The following is a 20,154-nucleotide window of genomic DNA, read 5'->3' as shown; positions in this document are numbered from 1 at the left end:
GTAACCGATCAGTTTTAGGAGAGCAGGATGAAATTCAGTGAACAGTGGCTGCGTAGCTGGGTAAACCCGCAGGTTTCCCGTGACGAGCTGGTGGCGCGCCTGTCCATGGCGGGCCTTGAAGTAGATAGCGTGACCCCGGCTGCCGGGGTGTTCAGCGGCGTGGTGGTGGGTGAGGTGCTCAGCACTGAGCAGCATCCGGATGCCGACAAGCTGCGTGTGTGCCAGATTAGCAATGGCGCGGAAACCTTTCAGGTGGTGTGTGGCGCGCCTAACGTGCGCCCCGGCCTGAAGATCCCCTTCGCCATGATCGGTGCCGAGCTGCCGGGCGACTTCAAGATCAAGAAGGCCAAGCTGCGTGGCGTCGAGTCCAATGGCATGCTCTGCTCGGCCTCCGAGCTGCAGATCAGTGAAGAAAACGATGGCCTGATGGAGCTGCCGAGCGACGCGCCGGCGGGGCAGGATATTCGTGTTTATCTCGAACTGGACGATGCCAGCATCGAGGTCGACCTGACGCCGAACCGCGGTGACTGTCTGTCCTTGGTGGGCCTGGCCCGTGAAGTCGGTGCCTTGTACGACGCGCCTGTTGCTCGTCCGCCGATTGCTGCGGTTGCGCCGAGTCATGATGAGGTACGCCCGGTCGAGGTGTTGGCCGCGCAAGCCTGCCCGCGCTACCTCGGGCGCGTGGTGCGTAACGTCGATCTGTCCAAGCCAACGCCGTTGTGGATGGTCGAACGTCTGCGCCGCGCCGATGTGCGCAGCATCGATGCCGCGGTGGATATCACCAACTACGTCATGCTTGAGCTGGGTCAGCCGATGCATGCCTTCGATCTCGCCGAGATCAATGGCGGCATCCGTGTGCGCATGGCCGAGGAGGGTGAGCAGCTGGTGCTGCTCGACGGCCAGGAAGTCAGTCTGCGTGCCGACACCCTGGTCATCGCCGACCACAATCGTGCACTGGCGATTGCCGGCGTGATGGGGGGTGAGCATAGCGGCGTGAGCGCAAAAACTTGCGACCTGTTCCTGGAAAGCGCCTTTTTCGACACCATCGCGATTGCCGGCAAGGCACGTTCCTATGGCCTGCACACCGACTCTTCGCACCGTTTCGAACGTGGCGTAGATTGGCAGCTCGCGCGTGAAGCCATGGAGCGGGCCACTGGATTATTGCTGGCAATTGTCGGTGGTGAGGCCGGTCCGATCATTGAGGTCGTTGATCAGCAGCAATTGCCGAGCATCGCCCCGGTTACCCTGCGTGCTGAGCGCATCGAGCAAATGCTCGGATTGAAAATGGACGATGCAGAGATCGTCCGTTTGCTGGCAGCGTTGGGGCTGGGTGTCAGTGCTAGTGGTGAGGGGCAGTGGCAAGTGGCAGTTCCCAGTCACCGCTTCGATATCAGCATCGAGGTCGATCTGATTGAAGAGCTGGCGCGCTTGTACGGCTACAACCGTTTGCCGGTGCGTTATCCGCAAGCGCGCCTAGCGCCGCAGCCAAAGGCGGAGGCGGCTGTCGAGTTGCCGGCTCTGCGTCGTTTGTTGGTGGCACGGGGTTACCAGGAAGCCATCAACTACAGCTTTATCGATCCCAAGCTGTTCGAACTGTTTCACCCTGGTGTTGAGCCGTTGATGTTGGCCAACCCAATATCGGCCGACATGGCTGCTATGCGCTCATCGCTATGGCCAGGCTTGGTCAAGGCGCTGAAGCATAACCTCAATCGTCAACAGTCACGTGTGCGTCTGTTTGAAAGCGGCTTGCGCTTTGTCGGTCAGCTGGAAGGGCTCAAGCAGGAGCCGATGCTCGCCGGGGTGATTTGCGGTAGTCGGCTGTCGGAAAACTGGGCCCATGGCCGCGAGGATGTCGACTTCTATGATGTGAAGGCCGATGTTGAGGCGTTGTTAGCCAGTGCAGGGGCGGGTGACCGCTTCAATTTCACTCCCGCCGAGCATGCGGCTTTGCATCCAGGGCAAACCGCGCGTATTGAGCGTGATGGTCAATTGGTCGGCTTCTTGGGTGCTATGCATCCTGAGCTGGGCAAGACGCTGGGGTTTGATCAGCCGGTGTATATGTTCGAGGTGGTATTGGCGGAAATCGCTCACGGCCATATGCCGAAGTTCCAGGAGCTGTCGCGCTTTCCTGAGGTGCGCCGAGACTTGGCTTTGCTGGTGGATCGTGATGTGCCGGCTGCAACATTGCTCGCGGAAATTCGTGAAGCGGCGGGCGAGTGGTTGACTGACCTCAAGCTATTTGACGTGTATCACGGTAAAGGTATTGATCCACATAGAAAAAGCCTTGCCGTCGGCTTGACCTGGCAGCATCCATCGCGCACTCTTAATGACGATGAGGTGAGCGCGGCGGCACAAAATGTCCTCACCTCCCTGGAACAAAGGTTTAACGCCACGTTAAGGAAGTAGCGTATGGGGGCTCTGACGAAAGCTGAAATGGCGGAACGTCTGTATGAAGAGTTAGGCCTGAATAAACGGGAAGCCAAGGAATTGGTAGAACTGTTCTTCGAAGAGATCCGGCAAGCGCTTGAGCTCAACGAACAGGTCAAGCTCTCGGGGTTCGGCAACTTTGATCTGCGTGATAAGCGTCAGCGCCCCGGTCGTAATCCAAAAACGGGAGAGGAAATCCCAATCACGGCGCGCCGTGTGGTGACTTTCCGTCCAGGCCAGAAACTAAAAGCCAGGGTTGAAGCGTATGCTGGAACCAAGTCATAACGACGAATTACCCGCCATACCAGGCAAGCGGTATTTCACGATCGGCGAGGTAAGCGAACTCTGTGCAGTCAAACCGCATGTATTGCGGTATTGGGAGCAGGAATTTCCCCAGCTCAACCCGGTCAAGCGTCGCGGTAATCGGCGATATTATCAACGCCAGGATGTGTTGATGATTCGTCAAATCCGCGCATTGTTATATGAGCAAGGCTTTACCATCGGCGGAGCTCGTCAGCGTCTTTCTGGTGATGAGGCCAAAGATGACACCACGCAGTACAAGCAGCTCATTAGGCAGACGATTGCCGAGTTGGAAGATGTCCTGCATGTACTCAAAAAATAGCGTAGCTATTCAAAAAAGTTTCCATATTTCAGAAGCTTATAGTATAGTTTGCGTCGTTTTAGGGTGTACGAAAACAGTTTCACGCCTAGTCGGGGCGTAGCGCAGTCCGGTAGCGCACTAGCATGGGGTGCTAGGGGTCGAGTGTTCGAATCACTCCGTCCCGACCATATTTTTCCTACATTAGAACCTGGTCAGTGATGATCAGGTTTTTTTGTGTCAGGGGCTTTTGCTGGGCTTTTTTCATCCTGCTCTCCTCCTCAGTATTGTCAGCGCCGGCCCTCGAGAGTCGGTAGCCGAAATCTTGTTGGCTTCATCAATCAGCTTGCCCAGTTCTGCGGCCGAATAGGGACTGGTGATGCTGCCGTTCTTGTGGCCTAGAAGAGCCTTCCTGTCCTCCTCAGTCACCCCGGCTGCCCGGAGCCTTCGACCGAAGGTGTGCTTCAGATCGTGGACACGTATCGAGGCGAAGCCAACTGGAGCAGGGCGCAGAAACTGCTCCTGAAATCTCTTTGCCGCTCGCACTCTGGCTTTCTTCCATGCCGAATCGTTCATTCGATGAACTGGATTCGCCTTGCCATCTCGGTCGGGTTTTCCATAAGGGAATAGGGAGCGTTCCTTGTTGTAAAGCCTCGTATCCCACACGTCAATCACGGTTTGGAATAGCGCTTTCCCCGTCATTCCAGTAGGTCCTGGATTGCTCGCAAGGCCAGTCATGGGGAAGTGATGAAAAAGACCATGACAATCCGGCATGATGTTCCCGTCTCAATTCAATAACCGTGTTGCACTCAGCTCCTGCAGCCGCCAACTTGTGTGCAGCGGGCAAGCTTGTTCAGGAGGTGCTCGTCCATATACTTCGCAGCTTCACGCCGTACAGTCAGGATGGCGGCATCACTATGCGAGCCTGTTGCTTGCCCACATTCAATTCAGAATAGAAGTCATGCACGCATTGTTCAAAACGTATACAGAGTCGTCTCTGATACTCCGTATCACCATTGCATTGATACTGGGTATCGTCGTCGGGTTGTTTGCCGGGCAATCGGTCGTTGACTGGTTTGCTCCCTTTGGTGAGCTTCTACTGAGGCTGCTGAAATTCCTGATCGTCCCCATTGTGCTGTTTACCCTGATTGTGGGTGTCAACCAGGGAGATGCCGGTGGGGTGGGACGCCTGGGCAGGAAAACCATTGTCTGGTATCTGCTGACGACAGCCATTGCCATGATTGTGGGCATTGCCGTAGCGTCGGTGCTGTCTCCGGGCACCGGTATGCAGATTGCTAGCGAGGCCATGGTCGATGTGAAGAATCAGGCAAGTATCGTCCAGGTCGTTCTCAGTATCGTTCCGGACAATCTGTTTACAGCCTTTATTCAGATGAACATGCTTGGCATCATATTTACGGCCGTGACCTTTGGCCTTGCACTGCTAAAGCTACGCGAATCCCCGGATTATGGAGATGCCGCCAGACAGGTGCTCAAGGTTGTCGAGGGGCTCAACGAAGCTACCATGATGATCATGCGCGGCGTGCTGCACTACTTGCCTATCGGAATATTCGCTATCGTGGCCGGTACTGTTGCAGAGCAGGGGGCCGCCACCATTACATCATTGGCAGGCATGATACTGGTGCTGTATGTCGCCTTGTTCGTGCACGCGGGTCTCTATTGCTTGGCCATGCTTGTATCGGGCGTCAAAGTCGGCAATTTCATTCGGTACGCGAGGACACCCATCGTTACAGCCTTCGCCACTCAGAGTAGTTCCGGTACATTGCCGATTACCATGAATGCTGCCAGCAACATGGGACTCTCCCACCGGGCGTATAGCTTCATTCTGCCTCTGGGGGCTACGATCAACATGGATGGGGCGGCAATCAGGATAGCGATATCGGCCGTCTTTGCAGCCAACGTGATCGGTGTACCGCTGGATCTGATGCAGATGGTACAAATCGTAATCGTCGGAACTCTGGCAACTATAGGTACGGCAGGTGTGCCAGGGGCCGGGATTATCATGATCGCCACCGTATTCACTCAAGTGGGTTTGCCGATCGAGACGGTTGCCCTGCTCGCAGCGATTGACTCACTGGTTGGCATGGGGGCTACCGCCTTGAATGTAACCGGTGACTTGGTGGGCGCTGCGATTATCAGTCGCAGTGAAAAAGACGAAGCCATTGAATAAGTAGTTGGCCTGACAGTAGAGGCCTGATAGTCAGGGCTTCAGGCTACTGTCCAGTGCTTCGAGTTCTGTCAGAAGATCAATCAGGTTGTCATACTTGTCTTCACTCAATGTGAATCGCCCCGGGTTTCGTAGGAACATTTGAGTGACTGCTATTGGCCGAGGCGGTGTAAAGCTTTTTTGAGCAGGCTTGTGGGGTAGAGTCAGAACGCAAATCGCGCCTCTACGCAAATTCCGAGTCTGCTGATTAGCCACACGCTGGCAGATTTCAAGTAGCAGCCCAGACCTCAACACAGCGGCGGCGTTTTTACACAGTCTGGGCCGCTTCTGCCGGTTGTCACAGGCAGCGGTGGGTTGTGGATTCAACCAGTCGATGCAACACACTACTGCACTGGAGAAGCCTCGGAATCTAACCCCATTGATCGCCGGGGGCGCCGAGATCGCCGGGGCGCTGCCGGCGGGTGCAGATTCTCTATATCGAACGCACTCTTCATGAACTGGTGCCGCTCGCCTACCTGCCGGCTGCGCCCGAACTGTCCGGCGGCCAGCTCGCCCAACTGCAGCGGCGCGGGTGCTGGGGTGGATGACTAGAGTGTATCCCTGCACCAGACGCTCAATGCCCTGCGCGGCCTTGCCTGCCGCTGCGCAATGGCGAGAAGGCGCGGGCTGAACTGCTGCGCCTGACCGACACGCCCCAGGCCATCGAAATTGTGGTTTCGGACATCGGAATGCCTGGGATGGACGGCTACCAACTGACCCGCGAAGTGCGCGCCAATGCGACCTTGCGCGGCATCTATGTGTTGCTGCACACCTCGCTGGGCAGCAGCATGAACCGACAATGCCCATCAAGTTCTCCGCCAGCTCACTGCGTAAGACCCTGCTACGCGCCGTCCAGGACGTCGAGGAACAAAGTCCGGCAGGTGAATAATACTTGACTAAATTGCTTGGTTATTACATGGTACAGGCCTGTCCGGCCGGCTTGGAGCCGTTAATGAGACTGACTACTAAAGGCCGCTATGCGGTAACGGCGATGCTTGATCTAGCCTTTCATGAGGATCAAGGCCCCATCACTCTTGCGCAAATTTCCCAGCGCCAGGGGGTGTCTGTCTCCTACCTGGAGCAACTGTTTGCCAAGTTGCGTCGTTGCAAGCTGGTGACCAGTGTTCGCGGGCCCGGCGGCGGCTACCGCTTGGCGAGCAGTCCCGCACAGATCAGCGTGGAGCAGATCGTCGAAGCGGTGGATGACTCCATGGATGCCACGCGCTGCCTCGGCCGGGCCGACTGCCAGCAGGGTGAGGTGTGCCTTACCCATCACTTATGGTCGGACCTGAGTGAACGCCTGCAGCAGTTTTTAAACAATATCAGCCTGGCAGATCTGATCTGCCGCGAGGATATCAGAAGGGTGCATACGCGCCAGAACGAGTCCGACTGCGCCCCTGGCCAGTCAACTGCAAGCCCGGAACACATTATTTACAGCGGCCGTTAGAGCCGCCTGATTCGTGCAGTACGCCAACCGGGTGCCATCGGCACAAGGCAGTGTGACTGCAAGCCTGAACTGACTTTGCCGCCAAGGGCCTTCGCCGATTGGCTGCATGACTGAGGTGATACCGTGACTGAGCAAGTCAAAAGCCTTATCAAGCAGGACTACGCGGCTGGATTTCATTCCAATATCGCGTCTGACACCCTGCCGCCTGGCCTGAATGAAGATACCGTGCGCTTTATTTCGGCGAAAAAAGGCGAACCACAATGGATGCTGGACTGGCGCCTGAAAGCGTTCCGCGCTTGGCTGGAAATGGACGAGCCAACCTGGGCCCATGTGCATTACCCCGAAATCGACTTCCAGGCCATTTCCTACTTTTCCGCCCCGAAAAGCATGGCCGACAAACCCAAGAGCCTGGATGAAGTTGATCCCGAGCTGATCGCCACCTACAAAAAACTCGGCATTCCGCTGCATGAGCAAGAAATGCTCGCCGGGGTAGCGGTGGATGCGGTGTTTGACTCGGTTTCGGTGGTCACCACCTACCGCGCCAAACTGGAAGAAGCCGGGGTGATTTTCTGCCCGATCAGCGAAGCCGTACATCGCTGCCCTGAGCTGATCCAGAAGTACCTGGGCAGTGTGGTGCCGCAAAAGGACAACTATTACGCCGCGCTCAATTCGGCGGTGTTCTCCGACGGCTCCTTTGTCTACATCCCCAAGGGCGTGCGCTGCCCCATGGAGCTGTCGACCTACTTTCGCATCAACGAGATGAATACCGGGCAGTTCGAACGGACCCTGATCATTGCTGAGGACGGCGCCCACGTCAGCTACCTCGAAGGCTGTACCGCGCCGATGCGCGATGAGAATCAGCTGCACGCGGCGGTGGTCGAGCTGGTCGCGCTGGATAACGCGACCATCAAATACTCGACGGTACAGAACTGGTATCCGGGTAATGCCGAGGGCAAGGGCGGCATCTACAACTTCGTGACCAAACGCGGCATTTGCCACACCAACGCGAAGATTTCCTGGACCCAGGTGGAGACCGGTTCAGCAGTCACCTGGAAGTACCCCAGCTGCATCCTCAAGGGTGACAACAGCGTGGGCGAGTTCTACTCGGTGGCCCTGACCAATAATTTCCAGCAGGCCGACACTGGCACCAAGATGATCCACCTGGGCAAGAACACCCGTTCTACCATCATCGCCAAGGGGATTTCCGCGGGCCGCAGCAACAGCGCCTATCGCGGCTTGGTGCGGATCAATCCGGGGGCCGATGGGGCGCGCAACTACACCCAGTGCGATTCGCTGCTGATCGGCGATCGCTGTGGCGCGCACACCTTTCCCTATATCGAAAGTAAAAACCCCACGGCCGTGGTCGAGCACGAAGCGACCACGTCCAAGGTCAGCGATGACCAGATGTTCCTCTGTCAGCAACGCGGACTGGACGCCGAGAAGGCCATTTCGATGATCGTCAACGGCTTTTGCCGCGACGTGTTCAAGGAGTTGCCGATGGAGTTCGCGGTCGAGGCAGGCAAGTTGCTGGAAGTCAGCCTCGAAGGTTCAGTGGGTTGACCTGAACACCTCAGAACGACCTTGAATGCCCCCAATTTATACAGATATCAGGCATTAAATATGTTATCAGTCAAAGACTTATGCGCAAAAGTTGAAGGCCTTGAAATTCTCAAAGGTCTTGCTATCGAGATCAAACCCGGCGAAGTACACGCCATCATGGGCCCCAATGGTTCCGGCAAAAGCACCCTGGGCAATGTCCTCTCGGGCCGCCCAGGCTATGAAGCCACCGCCGGCGTCATCACCTTCAAGGGCCGTGACTTACTGGCCATGAGCACCGAAGAACGGGCCCGTGAAGGTTTGTTTCTGGCCTTCCAGTACCCGGTGGAAATTCCCGGCGTGAGCAATATGGAATTTCTCAAGGTGTCGGTGGATGCCAAGCGCAAGCACACCGGTCAGCCGCCGCTGTCGGCAGTCGAGTTTATGAAACTGGCCCGGGCCACCAGCAAGCGTGTGGATCTGGATGCGAGCTTTTTAAAACGCGGGGTTAACGAAGGTTTTTCCGGCGGTGAGAAGAAGCGCAACGAGATCATGCAGATGATGCTGCTTGAGCCTGATCTGTGCATCCTCGATGAAACCGACTCCGGGCTGGATATCGACGCCCTGCAACTGGTGGCCGAAGGCGTCAACAGCATGCGTGACGGCAAGCGCAGCTTTATCGTGGTAACCCACTACCAGCGCCTGCTGGACTACATAGTGCCGGATTACGTGCATGTGCTGGCCGATGGCCGCATCGTCAAATCCGGCGACAAGAGCCTGGCCCTCGAGTTGGAAGCCAAAGGCTACAGCTGGTTGGAAAACGGGGTCGCCTGAAACCATGACTGACTTTCAAAAAAACGCCATCACCCTGGCCGCCGCACAGAACAATCCGGCCTGGCTTGCCACCTTGCGTCAACAGGGCGCAGCAGACTGGTCGGCAGCCACCTGGCCGGGGCGCAAAACCGAATTATGGCAGCACACCACGCTGGCCCCCCTGCAAACCAGCGGTCCGATTCGCTGGGCCTCGGCGGGCGCTAGCGACTGGCAGGCCAGCGTCGATGCCATGCCGCTGGACGCCACCCGCCTGGTGTTTATCAACGGCCAGTTTGCCGCTGAGCATTCCAGCCCATTGCCGCAAGGGGTGGTGCGCTTTGCCGATGCCGACACGGCGCAGCAGCAGCTGATCAAGCAGCACCTGGGCCAGGTGGTCGATGTTCAGCGACACCTGTTTGCCGCGCTAAGCAACGCCTGGCTGGCCGATGGTATTCTGGTGCAGGTGGGCAAGGGTCAGACGCTCGACAAGCCGGTGTATATCCTCAATGTCTCGACCCCCGAGGCGCAACCGGCGGTGAGCAATCAGCGCGTGCTGCTGGTGCTGGAAGAAGGCAGCCAGGCTGAGTTGATCGAGCACTACGCCTCCAGCGCAGCTACGCAGAACGGTTTCGTCAATTGCCTGACCGAGGCCGTGGTAGGCGCCAATGCCCAACTGCAGCATTACCGCATCAACCTGGAGCAGGAAGACCTGCTGCATGTGGGCGGCGTGCATGTGGACCTGCAGCGCGACGCGCGCTTTTACGGTTTCACCCTGGCCCAGGGCAGCCGCCTGAAGCGCATCGACTACCAGGTCAATCATCGCGGCCCGGGCGCGCACCTGGAGTTGCATGGCGTGTACCTACCGCGCAACAAACAGCTGATCGATTACCACACCAATGTCGAGCACTGCGTGCCGCACTGCAGCACCAATGAAATTTTCCGCGGCATTATTGGCGACTCGGCCAAGGCGGTGTTCAACGGGCGCATTCATATTCATCCCCAGGCCCAGAAGACCCTGGCCGAGCTCAGCAACAAGAACCTGCTGACCTCGCGCAACGCCGAGGTCTACACCAAGCCCGAACTGGAAATCTACGCCGACGATGTGCGCTGCGCTCATGGTGCAACCATTACCCAGCTCGATCAGACCTCGCTGTTTTACCTGCAGAGCCGCGGGCTGTCCCATGCCGAGGCCATGAGCATGCTCAGTTTCGGGTTTATCAACGAGCTGCTCAATCAGGTGCCGGAACCGGCAGTGCAGGCCTATCTGCGCCCGCGTATCGCCGCTCTGCTCGGCCGTGAAACAGCCCACCTGGAGCAACTGGACGATGACTGAGCACGCATTGCACTCGCCCCCGGCCTTTGATGTCGAACACATTCGCCAGGATTTTCCGATTCTGCACCAGGAGGTTAATGGTCATCCGCTGGTGTACCTGGACAACGCCGCCACCACGCAAAAGCCCGAGGCGGTGATTCAGGCCATTGTCGATTACTACCGCCAGGACAACAGCAATGTGCACCGCGGTGCCCATGCCCTGGCCGAGCGCGCCACCGAGAAATTCGAGGCAGCGCGCGGCAAGGTTGCCGGCTTGATTAATGCGCCACACAACCGGCAGGTCATCTGGACCCGCGGCACCACCGAAGGCATCAATCTGGTGGCCGCCTGCTGGGGCCGCAGTCAGCTGCAGGCCGGCGACCGGATTCTGGTCTCGGCCATGGAGCATCACTCCAATATCGTGCCCTGGCAGATGATTGCCGCCGAGAAGGGCGCCACAGTCGAGGCGATTCCGGTGGACGCCAGCGGCACGCTGAACATGGCCGCCTTTGCCGACATGCTCGACGAGCGCGTGCGCATGGTCGCCTGCGCGCAGGTGTCCAACGCCCTGGGCAGCATCAATCCGGTCGAAGACATCGTGCGCATGGCGCATGCCGTCGGCGCCTTGTGCCTGATCGACGGCGCCCAGGCCATGAGCCACTGGTCGGTGGATGTGCAGGCGCTGGACTGCGATTTTTACGTGTTTTCCGCCCACAAGCTGTTTGGCCCCACCGGGCTGGGCGTGCTGTATGGCAAGGCCGAACTACTGGAAAGCATGCCGCCCTATCAGGGCGGCGGCGAGATGATCGAGTCGGTGAGTTTTGCCGGCACCACCTACAACCAGCTGCCTTACAAGTTTGAAGCAGGCACGCCGGATATTGCCGGGGTGATTGGTTTCGGTGCGGCGGTGGATTACCTGCAGCGCCTTGACCGCGTGGCCGCGGCGGCGCACGAACAGGCCTTGCTGACCTATGCCGAAGCACGCGCCAAAGCCACTCCAGGGATGCGCTTGATCGGCACGGCGGCGCAGAAGACCGCGGTACTGAGCTTTTTGCTGGACGGTGCCCACCCGCATGACGTGGGCATGTTGCTGGATCAGCAGGGCGTAGCCGTGCGTTCCGGTAACCACTGCGCGCAACCGATCATGGATCAGTTCGGCATTCCCGGCACCGTGCGCGCCAGCTTCAGCATCTACAACACCTTTGCCGAGGTTGATCGGCTGTTCGAGGCGCTGGCCAAGGTCAGAGAGTTTCTATAAAGAGTCACACAGTTTTTTTGGAGTCATGGCATGAGCGTTGAACCCTTCGATCCGAGCCAGCAGGTGGTCACCGTCACCCCGGCCGCTCTGGAATATCTGCGTCGCCAGCTGAATAGCCAGGCGGGCAAGGCGGTGCGCGTTAGCGTCAAGAAAAGCGGCTGCACCGGTTTTATGTATGTGCTCGATATGGTCGAGCAGGCCGGCGAGAATGACCTGCATTACCGCCTGGATGAGCAGATCGAATTGTTCATCGAGCGCGACAGCTTAGCGGTGCTGTCCGGCACGCAAATCGATCTGGTCAAGGAAGGCATCAACCACCAGATCAGGTTCATCAACCCCAACGTCAAAGACCAATGTGGTTGCGGCGAAAGCTTCAGTGTGAGTTAAAAAATGGAACGACGTATGGTAGTTGCGCAGGCCGATTGCCCCGCGCGCCGGGTCCCCGATGGCACACCGCTGACCATTCCCAAAGATACTTTTGTAACTATCACCCAGTCCCTGGGGGGTAATTACACCGTGACCTATAACGGTCAGATGGTGCGGGTCGATGGCACCGATGCGGCCAATATCGGCCTGGAGCCGGAGCTGCTGAGCTTCCCCGCGCCGACCGATGAGCTGATCCACGAATCCCAGGTGTGGGAAGCGTTGCGCACGGTGTTCGACCCGGAAATTCCGGTGGACCTGGTCAATCTCGGGCTGATCTATGCGGTTGAAATCGATCAGCACGCCAAGCGTGTGGATATCCGCATGACCCTGACCGCGCCAAGCTGTGGCATGGGCCCGGTGCTGGTGGGGGACGTGGAGTATCGGCTGCGCCTGGTACCCAACGTGGCAGCGGTCAAGGTCGACCTGGTCTTCGATCCCGCCTGGAGCCGTGAAATGATGAGCGAAGAAGCGCAGCTCGAAACTGGGATGTTCTTTTGAAGGGACCGGGGTTGAACCAGTACAGTTTGCGAGGGCTAAAGGTATGAGTCAGGTCGGCACGCAGATCAGCAGCGACGACATCATCGAGACGCTGTCTTTTTTCGATGACTGGGAAGAACGCTACAAATACATCATCGACCTGGGCCGCGAACTGCCGCCGCTGGATGACGCCCAGCGCACCGATGAGCATCTGGTGCGCGGTTGCCAGAGCCAGGTCTGGTTGGTCAGCCAGCAGCGCGACGACCGCTTGTTCTTCGACGCGGACAGCGATGCCTTTATCGTCAAGGGCCTGCTGGCCGTGGTATTGGCCGCTTATAACGGCAAACGCCCGGCCGACATCCGCGACTTCGATATCGAGCAGTATTTCGAGCAGCTCAACCTGATCAAACACCTGAGCGTCACCCGCGGCAACGGTTTGCGGGCCATGGTCCAACGCATTCAGGCGACCGCCGCCGCGGCCCTCTAGCCACGCGCCGAGGCTGGCGCGCGGTTAAAAGACTCAGCGCCGGCCTACGCTGGCTTGGCCGTGGACCACGGTCCAGTCCAGCAGCCGCGCGGCCAACTGATCGCTGGCCAGGCCGAAGGCTTTCACCATCTGCGTAAGCCGCTCGGCATGAAAGGCCAGCCCGATATCATCGGAGCCCGGGGCTGGTCAGGCTGACAAAATCGGGGAGGAAGGTTTCTGAATATGCAGGGGTAGCGAAGAAAATCCGCTGGCAGGGAAAAACGCCTTCACCGGTTCCTTATCCGGCGCCAGTGCAATCCGGCTGGTGCGTGCAAGCAGCTCTTCCATCACGACCCGCAATTCCAGCCTGGCAAGCAGCGCACCAGGGCAAATATGAATGCCAGCACCGTATAGCAGATTCAGTTTTGGATCGCGATCGAGGCGAAATTCATCGGGATCGCCAAAGACCGCCTCATCCCGATTGGCTGACGCCCAGATAAGGGCAATACGCGAACCCGTGGCGAGTGCGCGTCCGCCCAGCGTGACCTGTTTCGTGGTAACCCGGCGATTCATGATCAGTGGCGCATGAATGCGCAGTATTTCATCGATGGCTGCAGGTAGCAGTGAGGGTTGCTCGCGCAATTGCTGCTGAAGCTCGGAGTTGACTGCCAGGTAATGCACAAGAATGCCGATTGAGGCGGAAATGGTTCCGAGTTCGCCGACCGTCCAGTTACGTAGAATGCTGACGATTTCGTCGTCTGTCAGAGGCCTGCCCAGGGATTGATTGCGTAGCAGGCTGGTGGTGATGTCGTCCGGCGCAGCATTGCCGGCAGTACGGCGCACGGCCAGCAGATTCTTGATGTAACCGTCAAACTCAAGGGCCACGGCGCTCAGGGCGACGTCGTCTCTGGCCAGGGTGGCCGCGTGATTCTTCAGCGTCCATAGGCGCAGCGGCTCATACAGATCGGCTGGCCAGCCCAGCCAGACACACTGGATCTGCAACGCAAAGATCTGGGCAAATTCACCCATCAGTTCAGTTGTGCCTTCACCCGGTAACACCTGCACCAGACGAACTGCTACATCACGGCACTCCGGTGCAAAGGCGTCCATTTGTTCCGGGCTGAAATAAGGCTCGATGAGGCGCCGGTACACCGTATGCTCGGGCGGGTCCATGCCATTGGGCACCGAGGGGAAACGCGAGACGGCACTACTGAAGGTTTCATGATCCTTCAGAACGCGCATTACATCCTCATGCCTGAACAAAGAGGTATAGCCATACCGACTGTGTGCGACCGGACAACGGTGGCGCATGTCGTCGTAGGTTGCCATTTGATCTTTGAGTACGGCCTCAGACCTCGGGTCCCAATCAGGGGGTGAATTCTTCTCCATAGCTACTCCTGTTGTGATCTTGTCGATTATTGATTGATCCAAAAATCGTCCAAACTCACTCTCTGGTACGTGTTACGTGCGAAGCACGCAGGCCCTCAACCGACTGCAGTGGGCACGAAGAAAGCCCCAAGCGTTGTTGAGGGTCTTAATCCGCCATGTTCCAACCCGGGAGGTTGAACTCCTCGCGCAGCAACTGCACTTCCTCCTGGTGCAAAGCGGCGATACGAGCCAGCAACTCCTCCCCGGCAGGTAACAGGTACACCTCGACCTGGCGTCTGTCTTCCCGACCAGGCCTTCGCTCAACCAGGCCCAAGTTTTGGCAACGGTCGATCAACGCCACCACGCTGTGGTGCTTCGATTGCAGGTGTTCTGCGAGTTCTCCAACCGTGGCCCAATCGCGCGCCGAAGCACCGCGAATCTGGAGCAGAAGCTGGTACTGCAGTGCCGTCGCGCCATTGGTCTGGCACAGCAACTCGCTGTTGCGCAGGAAGCGTCGCAATCGATGGCGAAAATGTGCCAGCCGCTGGTAATCGGATTTGTCCAAGGTGGCGAATTCCTTCATTGACCTTTGCTGGTTATTGTGCACGATATATATCGTGTTGTGATATATATTTCACAGTCTGCCGAGTTCGTCATGTCATTGATTCGCTCGCTTCTCTGGAGGAGTCGCATGAACATTCTTGTCCTGCTGCGAATGCTTTTTTGCAGTACATCTGTCTCGGTTGAGCTGGCATATCATGGCTGGGCGATGCGAAGCGTGTTCTGGGCAGTGATCGCACTGCTCTCGCTGTTGCCGCCGATCATGATAGTGCTGCTGGACGGCCCCCTAAGCACGTTCCTGCCCGTACTTCAGATCAGGCCGTCGGTATTTATGGCCAGTCTGTTTTTCGGTTGCGAGGTGCTTTCGGTCTTCCTGATGGGATGGCTGATAAAGCAAGTTGCCAGCACCCTGGGCTATGCAGTGACCTATGCGGATGCTTACCTGGTTGCCGCTATCGCAGCGATCCCGCTGTGGCTGTCCTCACTTGGCTTGCTGGTGAATAACCCGCTTTTGAACACCGCGTTGCCTCTGAGCGCGCTGGTTTCATGTTGCGCATTGATCTACCAGGGTGCGTACTCGCTGTGCCACGTCGAGAACCAACTCAAGGCCGCAGCCGTTACCCAGGTGGTATTTGGAGCCGGCCTCATCCTGTGGGTCATGTTCCTGCCGCTTTTCTGGTCTGTCACGGGATAAGAGGATCCAACCGACCCAAACCAGGCATTCGTGACAGGCAGCAAGCGGCCAGTCAGCGAGGGTTCACCGTTCCCTCCGTCAGCCCGCGCCCGATGCCGGCTCGCCCCCCTTCATCAATGTCTAAGCTTCATGCAAGAGAGTTTTCCTGGTCGACCGGATGCGGTCGCCGCACGCTTGCCGGGTCGAGGCATTATCCACTCTCGCCGTAATGACCGCAGGAGTAACAAGTCATGATTGATGTACAGGTCTATCGCTATCACCCGGAACAGGAGCGGCAGCCCTGGATGCAGTCGTTGTCGTTGCCCGAGGAGTTCCGGGTGCGAATGGTGCTGGATGCGCTGGAGTACCTGCACGAGGCAGATCAGACGCTGGTCTACCGACGCTCCTGTCGGGAGGGTGTCTGCGGCTCGGATGGCATGAACATCAACGGCAAGAACAGGTTGGCTTGCATCACGCCGGTTTCGGAGGCGCTGGGCACGGCCAGCATACTGATCATCAGACCGTTGCCCGGCATGCCGGTCATCCGCGATCTGGTAGTCGACCAGAGTCTCTTCTTTCAGCAGTACGAGAGCATCAAGCCATGGCTGATCAATCACGAGCCGGCACCGGCCATTGAGCGCCTCCAGTCCCCCGAGGAGCGCGCCAAGCTCGACGGGTTGTATGAGTGCATTCTCTGCGGCTGCTGTTCCTCGCAATGTCCGTCTTGGTGGTGGAATCCGGAAAAGTACGTCGGTCCAGCCGGACTCCTGCAGGCCTGGCGTTTCATCACCGACAGCCGCGACCAGGCCACGACGGAGCGACTCGAGCGGCTGGAAGACCCGTTCAGCCTGTTCCGTTGCCGCAGCATCGGCAACTGCTCATGGGTCTGTCCCAAGGGACTCAATCCAATGGGGGCCATCGGGAAAATTCGCCAGGAGTTGTTGCGAAAATCCACCTAGCCCGGATGTTCCATAAAAACGGCAGCCTGCTCAAACTTTGAGCAGGCTGCCGTTTTTTGCTCGCGCGTTCGAAGGTCGAGCCAGGCGCGGTCAGGCCGAAATTGATGGGCTGCACATAAAAACCAAGACCACGGCGCGCATTATTCGAGCGCCGCGCCCTGAATCGCTGAGCTCAGGCGTATGAGTGCCTCCAGCCTTGGCCAGATCAAATCATTGCGGTTGGTGACGCGGCGTTGCGCGTCAGCTGCGCAGCGGTGGCGGATGAACCAGGTAGAGCAATTCGCTGACGCGCTGCAGCAGGCCTTTGACCGGGCAGGCGCTCGGCAGGTGCAACTTGATCCGATCCTTGTATTGCACGACCCGCACGGCCAGCTTGAACAGCTTCAGGATGATCGACATCGGCTGCGCCCTGGCCAACTCGGTTATGGCACAGCGTGTTCTCGCACAGGCTGTGGATCAGGCTGTAGGCGGCGCAGGCATCGAACAGGCGCAGGTGATTGGCCAGGATCGCGTGATCGGAGGTGCGGTCACTGGCCAGGTCGTTCTTCAACGCCTTGATGACGTTCTCGTCCTGACCGCGGGCGCAATACAGGTCACGGTACAGCGCCTCCGGGCTCGGATCGCCGAGCGAGGTGACTACGACGCGTGGGTTGCTACCGAGCGCCATCACCTCGGCCTTGAGTACCTCCCGGTAGGTTTTGGCCCAGGAGCGTGCCTTGTAGTCGAGGTCGTCATACAGCCGTACGGCGCCGCCGCGCCCGTTCTGGCGCAGCGCGCGCCTTCCCTGCGTTCGCCGCTCAACCAGCCGCGCCGGTAAACAACGTTGCCGAGGCGACCGCGGCTCTGAGCGAGGGCGAAGTGCGCAAGATCGACCTGGCCGGGCAAAAGATCACCCTGCGCCACGGGCCGCTCAAGAGTGTCGGCATGCCGCCAATGACCATGGTTTTCGGTGTGCGCAATGCTGGCTTGCTGGAAGGTGTCAGCGTCGGCGCCAAGGTGCGCTCCAGGTTGAACAGCAAGGCAGCCAAGTTGTCGTGACCGAGTTGCAGGCGGCCGAGTAACAGCCGCAGGAGCCAGCTTGCTGGCTCCTGCAAGTCTGTCCGAGAGTACGAATCAGGGTGTCGGTCGCCCACGAGCGTAGCGAGCAGTCCAGCATTCTTGGCTGTAACGGCGTACTGCTCCGCGAGTACGCCCTACGCTCCAACATGGAGTGAGCTTGTTGGGCGGCGTTCCTCGGCCTGCGCCGCCGAGGGCCTGTTAATCTACGCCTGGATCTGTGCCCACATCTGGAGTAACCCATGAATATCGTCAATGCCCGTCTGCGTGGCCGCAGCGGCCTGTTTCGCATCGAGCTGGCGCAGACGCGCATCGCCGCCATAGCCGCGCAGGCGCAGGAACTGGTCGCCGCGGCAGACGAGCTGGACGCCGCCGGCAATCTGGTGGTGCCACCCTTCGTCGAGCCGCATATCCACCTCGATGCGGCTCTCACCGCCGGCGAGCCGAGCTGGAACCTCAGTGGCACGCTGTTCGAAGGCATCGAGCGCTGGGCCGAACGCAAGGCCCTGGTCACCCACGAGGACAGCAAGCAGCGGGCGCGCAAGGCCATCGACATGCTGGTCGACCATGGTATCCAGCACGTGCGCAGCCATGTCGACGTCACCGATCCGACCCTGGCCGCGCTCAAGACGTTGCTCGAGGTGCGCGAGGAAACCCGTCACCTGATCGACCTGCAGCTCGTTGCCTTTCCCCAGGAGGGCATCGAGTCTTACGCCAATGGCCGCGCGCTGATGGAACAGGCGGTAGCGCTGGGCGTCGACGTGGTTGGCGGTATTCCGCATTTCGAGAACACCCGCGAGCAGGGCGTCAGCTCGATCAAGTTCCTCATGGACCTGGCCGAGCGCAGCGGCTGCCTGGTGGATGTGCACTGCGACGAGACCGACGATCCGCACTCGCGCTTTCTCGAGGTGCTGGCCGAAGAGGCGCGCGTGCGCGGCATGGGCGCGCGGGTCACGGCCAGCCATACGACTGCCATGGGCTCCTATGACAACGCCTACTGCTCCAAGCTGTTCCGTCTGCTCAAACAGTCACAGATCAACTTCGTCTCCTGCCCGACCGAGAGCATCCATCTGCAGGGCCGTTTCGACGTATATCCCAAGCGCCGCGGACTGACCCGCGTCGCCGAGCTCGACCGCGCCGGGATGAATGTCTGCTTCGGCCAGGACTCCATCGTCGACCCCTGGTATCCGCTGGGCAACGGCAATATCTTGCGCATCCTCGAGGCCGGCCTGCACATCTGCCACATGCTCGGTTTCGAGGATCTGCAGCGGGCGCTGGATCTGGTCACCGACAACAGTGCGAAAACCCTCAACCTGGGCGAGGGTTACGGTATCGAAGTGGGGCGACCGGCCAACCTGCTGATCCTGTCCGCGGCCAGCGACTACGAGATGCTGCGCAGCCAGGGCCATGCCCAGGTGTCGATTCGCGCCGGCCAGGTGCTGATGCGCCGCACACCGGCGCAGGTGGTGCGCGTCACCGAGCCCGGGGGAGGGCGATAGCTGCATGGCAGGGGATTGCCGCGACTAAACATTCGCTCCCGGATTGCGCTAAGGCATATTCGGCTACATAGCGACTTGCACGGTGATTTCAGGCCTCAGGCCGCCGCGAAGCGCTCGTTCAGATAGGCAATGATCGCCTTGGACTCATACAGCCAAGTGCTCTGGCCGTTGTCCTCGATGCGCAGGCACGGCACCTTGATCTTGCCGCCTTGCTCCAGCAGGGTTTGCCGATGCTGGTCGTCGTTCTTAGCGTCGCGCAGGGTGATCGGTACGTTGAGTTTGTGCAAGGTACGGCGGGTTTTTACGCAGAATGGGCAGGCATGAAACTGGTACAGCGCCAGGCCTGCGGCGGCCTGCTCGACTGCCGCCTGCGCGGCAGGCGCACGCTTGAGCTTGCGCGGGCGGGTGATGAAGTCGAGAAATACGATCAACTGGCCGAGACCGATTCTGAGTGCCTTGATGAGCATTGCGTGACAACCCTGGGTAGCAAATGGCGGGGGCAAAGCTTACCCGAGTTTGCCGGCGCCGGCCTGTGCGTTGGTCGCCTGCCGGGGCTTTCGCGCCGACTAGGGCCAAGGTTAGGCATAATTGCGCACATGATCCGCATGGCCGAGCCACGTTGTCCATGATCACCCATGAACCCGAGCGCCCAATGAAACCCGAAGACCTGCAACTGCTGGTGACCCGCGAAATGCCTTTTGGCAAATACAAAGGTCGCTTGATCGCCGACCTGCCAGGCCGCTACCTCAACTGGTTCGCCCGCGAGGGCTTCCCCAAAGGAGAAGTTGGTCGCCTGCTGGAGTTGATGCAGGAAATCGATCATAACGGCCTGTCATCGTTACTCGATCCATTGCGCAGCAAACCGCGCAGTTAGTGGCCTGTTTGGTCGGTTCGATTAGTCAATTTCGGCGCATGAGGCCTTGATCCTGCGTTGCTGCTCATCGCCATAGCGGGCGATGACTCGTCGTAGCGACTTGGATCAGAACCTCATGCATCCGAACGTTAACCGTACAGGCCGCTAGTCCCAGACGCCGCGCCATGATTGGACAGCCTC

At 58.9% G+C, this 20,154-nt stretch carries 20 protein-coding genes, 1 tRNA gene and 2 pseudogenes; 18 read left to right on the top strand and 5 right to left on the bottom strand.

Features of this window, described 5'->3' with window-relative positions:
• Positions 1–27 precede the first annotated feature (27 nt).
• The 4 genes from pheT to B2D37_RS07695 all read left to right on the top strand — a co-directional run bounded on the left by pheT (position 28) and on the right by B2D37_RS07695 (position 3,216).
• The gene (gene pheT, locus B2D37_RS07710; RefSeq protein WP_079202153.1) at positions 28–2,406 is read left to right on the top strand and encodes a phenylalanine--tRNA ligase subunit beta; all 2,379 of its coding nucleotides are present in this window, start codon (positions 28–30) and stop codon (positions 2,404–2,406) included.
• Positions 2,407–2,409: 3 nt separating this feature from the next.
• Positions 2,410–2,712: an integration host factor subunit alpha gene (ihfA, locus tag B2D37_RS07705; protein WP_003243414.1), complete on the top strand. Its 303-nt coding sequence runs from the start codon at positions 2,410–2,412 to the stop codon at positions 2,710–2,712.
• On the top strand, positions 2,693–3,049 hold the full coding sequence (locus B2D37_RS07700) for a MerR family transcriptional regulator (protein WP_079202152.1): 357 nt from the start codon (positions 2,693–2,695) through the stop codon (positions 3,047–3,049). Before ihfA ends, B2D37_RS07700 begins: the two co-directional genes overlap by 20 nt.
• A gap of 90 nt (positions 3,050–3,139) precedes the next feature.
• Positions 3,140–3,216, top strand: a tRNA-Pro gene (locus tag B2D37_RS07695).
• Positions 3,217–3,289: 73 nt separating this feature from the next.
• Here the strand turns inward: B2D37_RS07695 and B2D37_RS07690 are convergent.
• Positions 3,290–3,655 (bottom strand): annotated as a pseudogene (locus tag B2D37_RS07690) (site-specific integrase); the annotation flags it as partial.
• 331 nt (positions 3,656–3,986) lie between these two features.
• On the opposite strand from B2D37_RS07690, the gene B2D37_RS07685 reads away from it, so the two are divergent.
• From B2D37_RS07685 to B2D37_RS07640, 9 genes are all read left to right on the top strand, one after another.
• Positions 3,987–5,213, top strand: coding sequence for a dicarboxylate/amino acid:cation symporter (locus B2D37_RS07685; protein ID WP_079202151.1), 1,227 nt, complete (start codon positions 3,987–3,989; stop codon positions 5,211–5,213).
• A 988-nt stretch (positions 5,214–6,201) separates the two neighbouring features.
• Entirely contained in the window at positions 6,202–6,696 is a 495-nt protein-coding gene (locus B2D37_RS07675; RefSeq protein WP_079202149.1) for an Rrf2 family transcriptional regulator, read from the top strand.
• A gap of 123 nt (positions 6,697–6,819) precedes the next feature.
• On the top strand, positions 6,820–8,256 hold the full coding sequence (gene sufB, locus B2D37_RS07670; protein WP_079202148.1) for a Fe-S cluster assembly protein SufB: 1,437 nt from the start codon (positions 6,820–6,822) through the stop codon (positions 8,254–8,256).
• A gap of 60 nt (positions 8,257–8,316) precedes the next feature.
• Entirely contained in the window at positions 8,317–9,066 is a 750-nt protein-coding gene (gene sufC, locus B2D37_RS07665; protein ID WP_079202147.1) for a Fe-S cluster assembly ATPase SufC, read from the top strand.
• 4 nt (positions 9,067–9,070) lie between these two features.
• Positions 9,071–10,378, top strand: a complete 1,308-nt coding sequence (gene sufD, locus B2D37_RS07660; RefSeq protein ID WP_079202146.1) for a Fe-S cluster assembly protein SufD — start codon at positions 9,071–9,073, stop codon at positions 10,376–10,378.
• The gene (locus tag B2D37_RS07655; protein WP_079202145.1) at positions 10,371–11,615 is read left to right on the top strand and encodes an aminotransferase class V-fold PLP-dependent enzyme; all 1,245 of its coding nucleotides are present in this window, start codon (positions 10,371–10,373) and stop codon (positions 11,613–11,615) included. Before sufD ends, B2D37_RS07655 begins: the two co-directional genes overlap by 8 nt.
• A 30-nt stretch (positions 11,616–11,645) precedes the next feature.
• Positions 11,646–12,002, top strand: coding sequence for an iron-sulfur cluster assembly accessory protein (locus tag B2D37_RS07650; protein ID WP_079202144.1), 357 nt, complete (start codon positions 11,646–11,648; stop codon positions 12,000–12,002).
• A 15-nt stretch (positions 12,003–12,017) separates the two neighbouring features.
• Entirely contained in the window at positions 12,018–12,539 is a 522-nt protein-coding gene (gene sufT, locus B2D37_RS07645) for a putative Fe-S cluster assembly protein SufT (RefSeq protein WP_079202143.1), read from the top strand.
• 43 nt (positions 12,540–12,582) lie between these two features.
• A complete protein-coding gene (locus B2D37_RS07640; protein ID WP_079202142.1) occupies positions 12,583–13,005 on the top strand; it encodes a SufE family protein in 423 nt (140 codons plus the stop codon).
• Between the two features lie 186 nt (positions 13,006–13,191).
• Here the strand turns inward: B2D37_RS07640 and B2D37_RS07635 are convergent, their stop codons facing one another.
• Together B2D37_RS07635 and B2D37_RS07630 are read right to left on the bottom strand one after the other, a co-directional pair.
• Entirely contained in the window at positions 13,192–14,373 is a 1,182-nt protein-coding gene (locus B2D37_RS07635) for a cytochrome P450 (RefSeq protein WP_079202141.1), read from the bottom strand.
• A gap of 145 nt (positions 14,374–14,518) precedes the next feature.
• Entirely contained in the window at positions 14,519–14,917 is a 399-nt protein-coding gene (locus B2D37_RS07630; protein ID WP_218190378.1) for a MarR family winged helix-turn-helix transcriptional regulator, read from the bottom strand.
• Between the two features lie 126 nt (positions 14,918–15,043).
• Between B2D37_RS07630 and B2D37_RS07625 the strand changes: the two genes are divergently transcribed.
• The gene (locus tag B2D37_RS07625) at positions 15,044–15,607 is read left to right on the top strand and encodes a YIP1 family protein (RefSeq protein ID WP_079202139.1); all 564 of its coding nucleotides are present in this window, start codon (positions 15,044–15,046) and stop codon (positions 15,605–15,607) included.
• 230 nt (positions 15,608–15,837) lie between these two features.
• The gene (locus B2D37_RS07620) at positions 15,838–16,545 is read left to right on the top strand and encodes a succinate dehydrogenase iron-sulfur subunit (protein WP_079202138.1); all 708 of its coding nucleotides are present in this window, start codon (positions 15,838–15,840) and stop codon (positions 16,543–16,545) included.
• A gap of 240 nt (positions 16,546–16,785) precedes the next feature.
• On the opposite strand, the pseudogene B2D37_RS07615 reads toward B2D37_RS07620, so the two are convergent.
• Positions 16,786–17,431 (bottom strand): annotated as a pseudogene (locus B2D37_RS07615) (transposase); the annotation flags it as partial.
• Between B2D37_RS07615 and B2D37_RS07610 the strand changes: the two are divergent.
• A complete protein-coding gene (locus tag B2D37_RS07610) occupies positions 17,404–17,583 on the top strand; it encodes a copper-binding protein (protein ID WP_256573158.1) in 180 nt (59 codons plus the stop codon). The pseudogene B2D37_RS07615 and the gene B2D37_RS07610 overlap by 28 nt on opposite strands.
• Before the next feature lie 260 nt (positions 17,584–17,843).
• Complete coding sequence (gene codA, locus B2D37_RS07605; RefSeq protein ID WP_079202137.1) at positions 17,844–19,100, top strand: cytosine deaminase; 1,257 nt, start codon at positions 17,844–17,846, stop codon at positions 19,098–19,100.
• A 95-nt stretch (positions 19,101–19,195) separates the two neighbouring features.
• On the opposite strand, the gene B2D37_RS07600 is transcribed toward codA, so the two are convergent.
• A complete protein-coding gene (locus tag B2D37_RS07600; protein WP_079202136.1) occupies positions 19,196–19,567 on the bottom strand; it encodes a glutathione S-transferase N-terminal domain-containing protein in 372 nt (123 codons plus the stop codon).
• A gap of 185 nt (positions 19,568–19,752) precedes the next feature.
• Between B2D37_RS07600 and B2D37_RS07595 the strand changes: the two genes are divergently transcribed.
• Positions 19,753–19,974 (top strand): DUF3820 family protein, encoded by a 222-nt coding sequence (locus tag B2D37_RS07595; protein WP_079204930.1) that lies wholly within the window; start codon positions 19,753–19,755, stop codon positions 19,972–19,974.
• Positions 19,975–20,154: the final 180 nt, after the last annotated feature.

It is taken from the genome of Pseudomonas sp. CC6-YY-74, from assembly GCF_002025205.1.
Taxonomy (GTDB): Bacteria; Pseudomonadota; Gammaproteobacteria; order Pseudomonadales; family Pseudomonadaceae; genus Aquipseudomonas; species Aquipseudomonas paeninsulae.
This window is presented reverse-complemented; position numbering and strand designations above follow the sequence as displayed.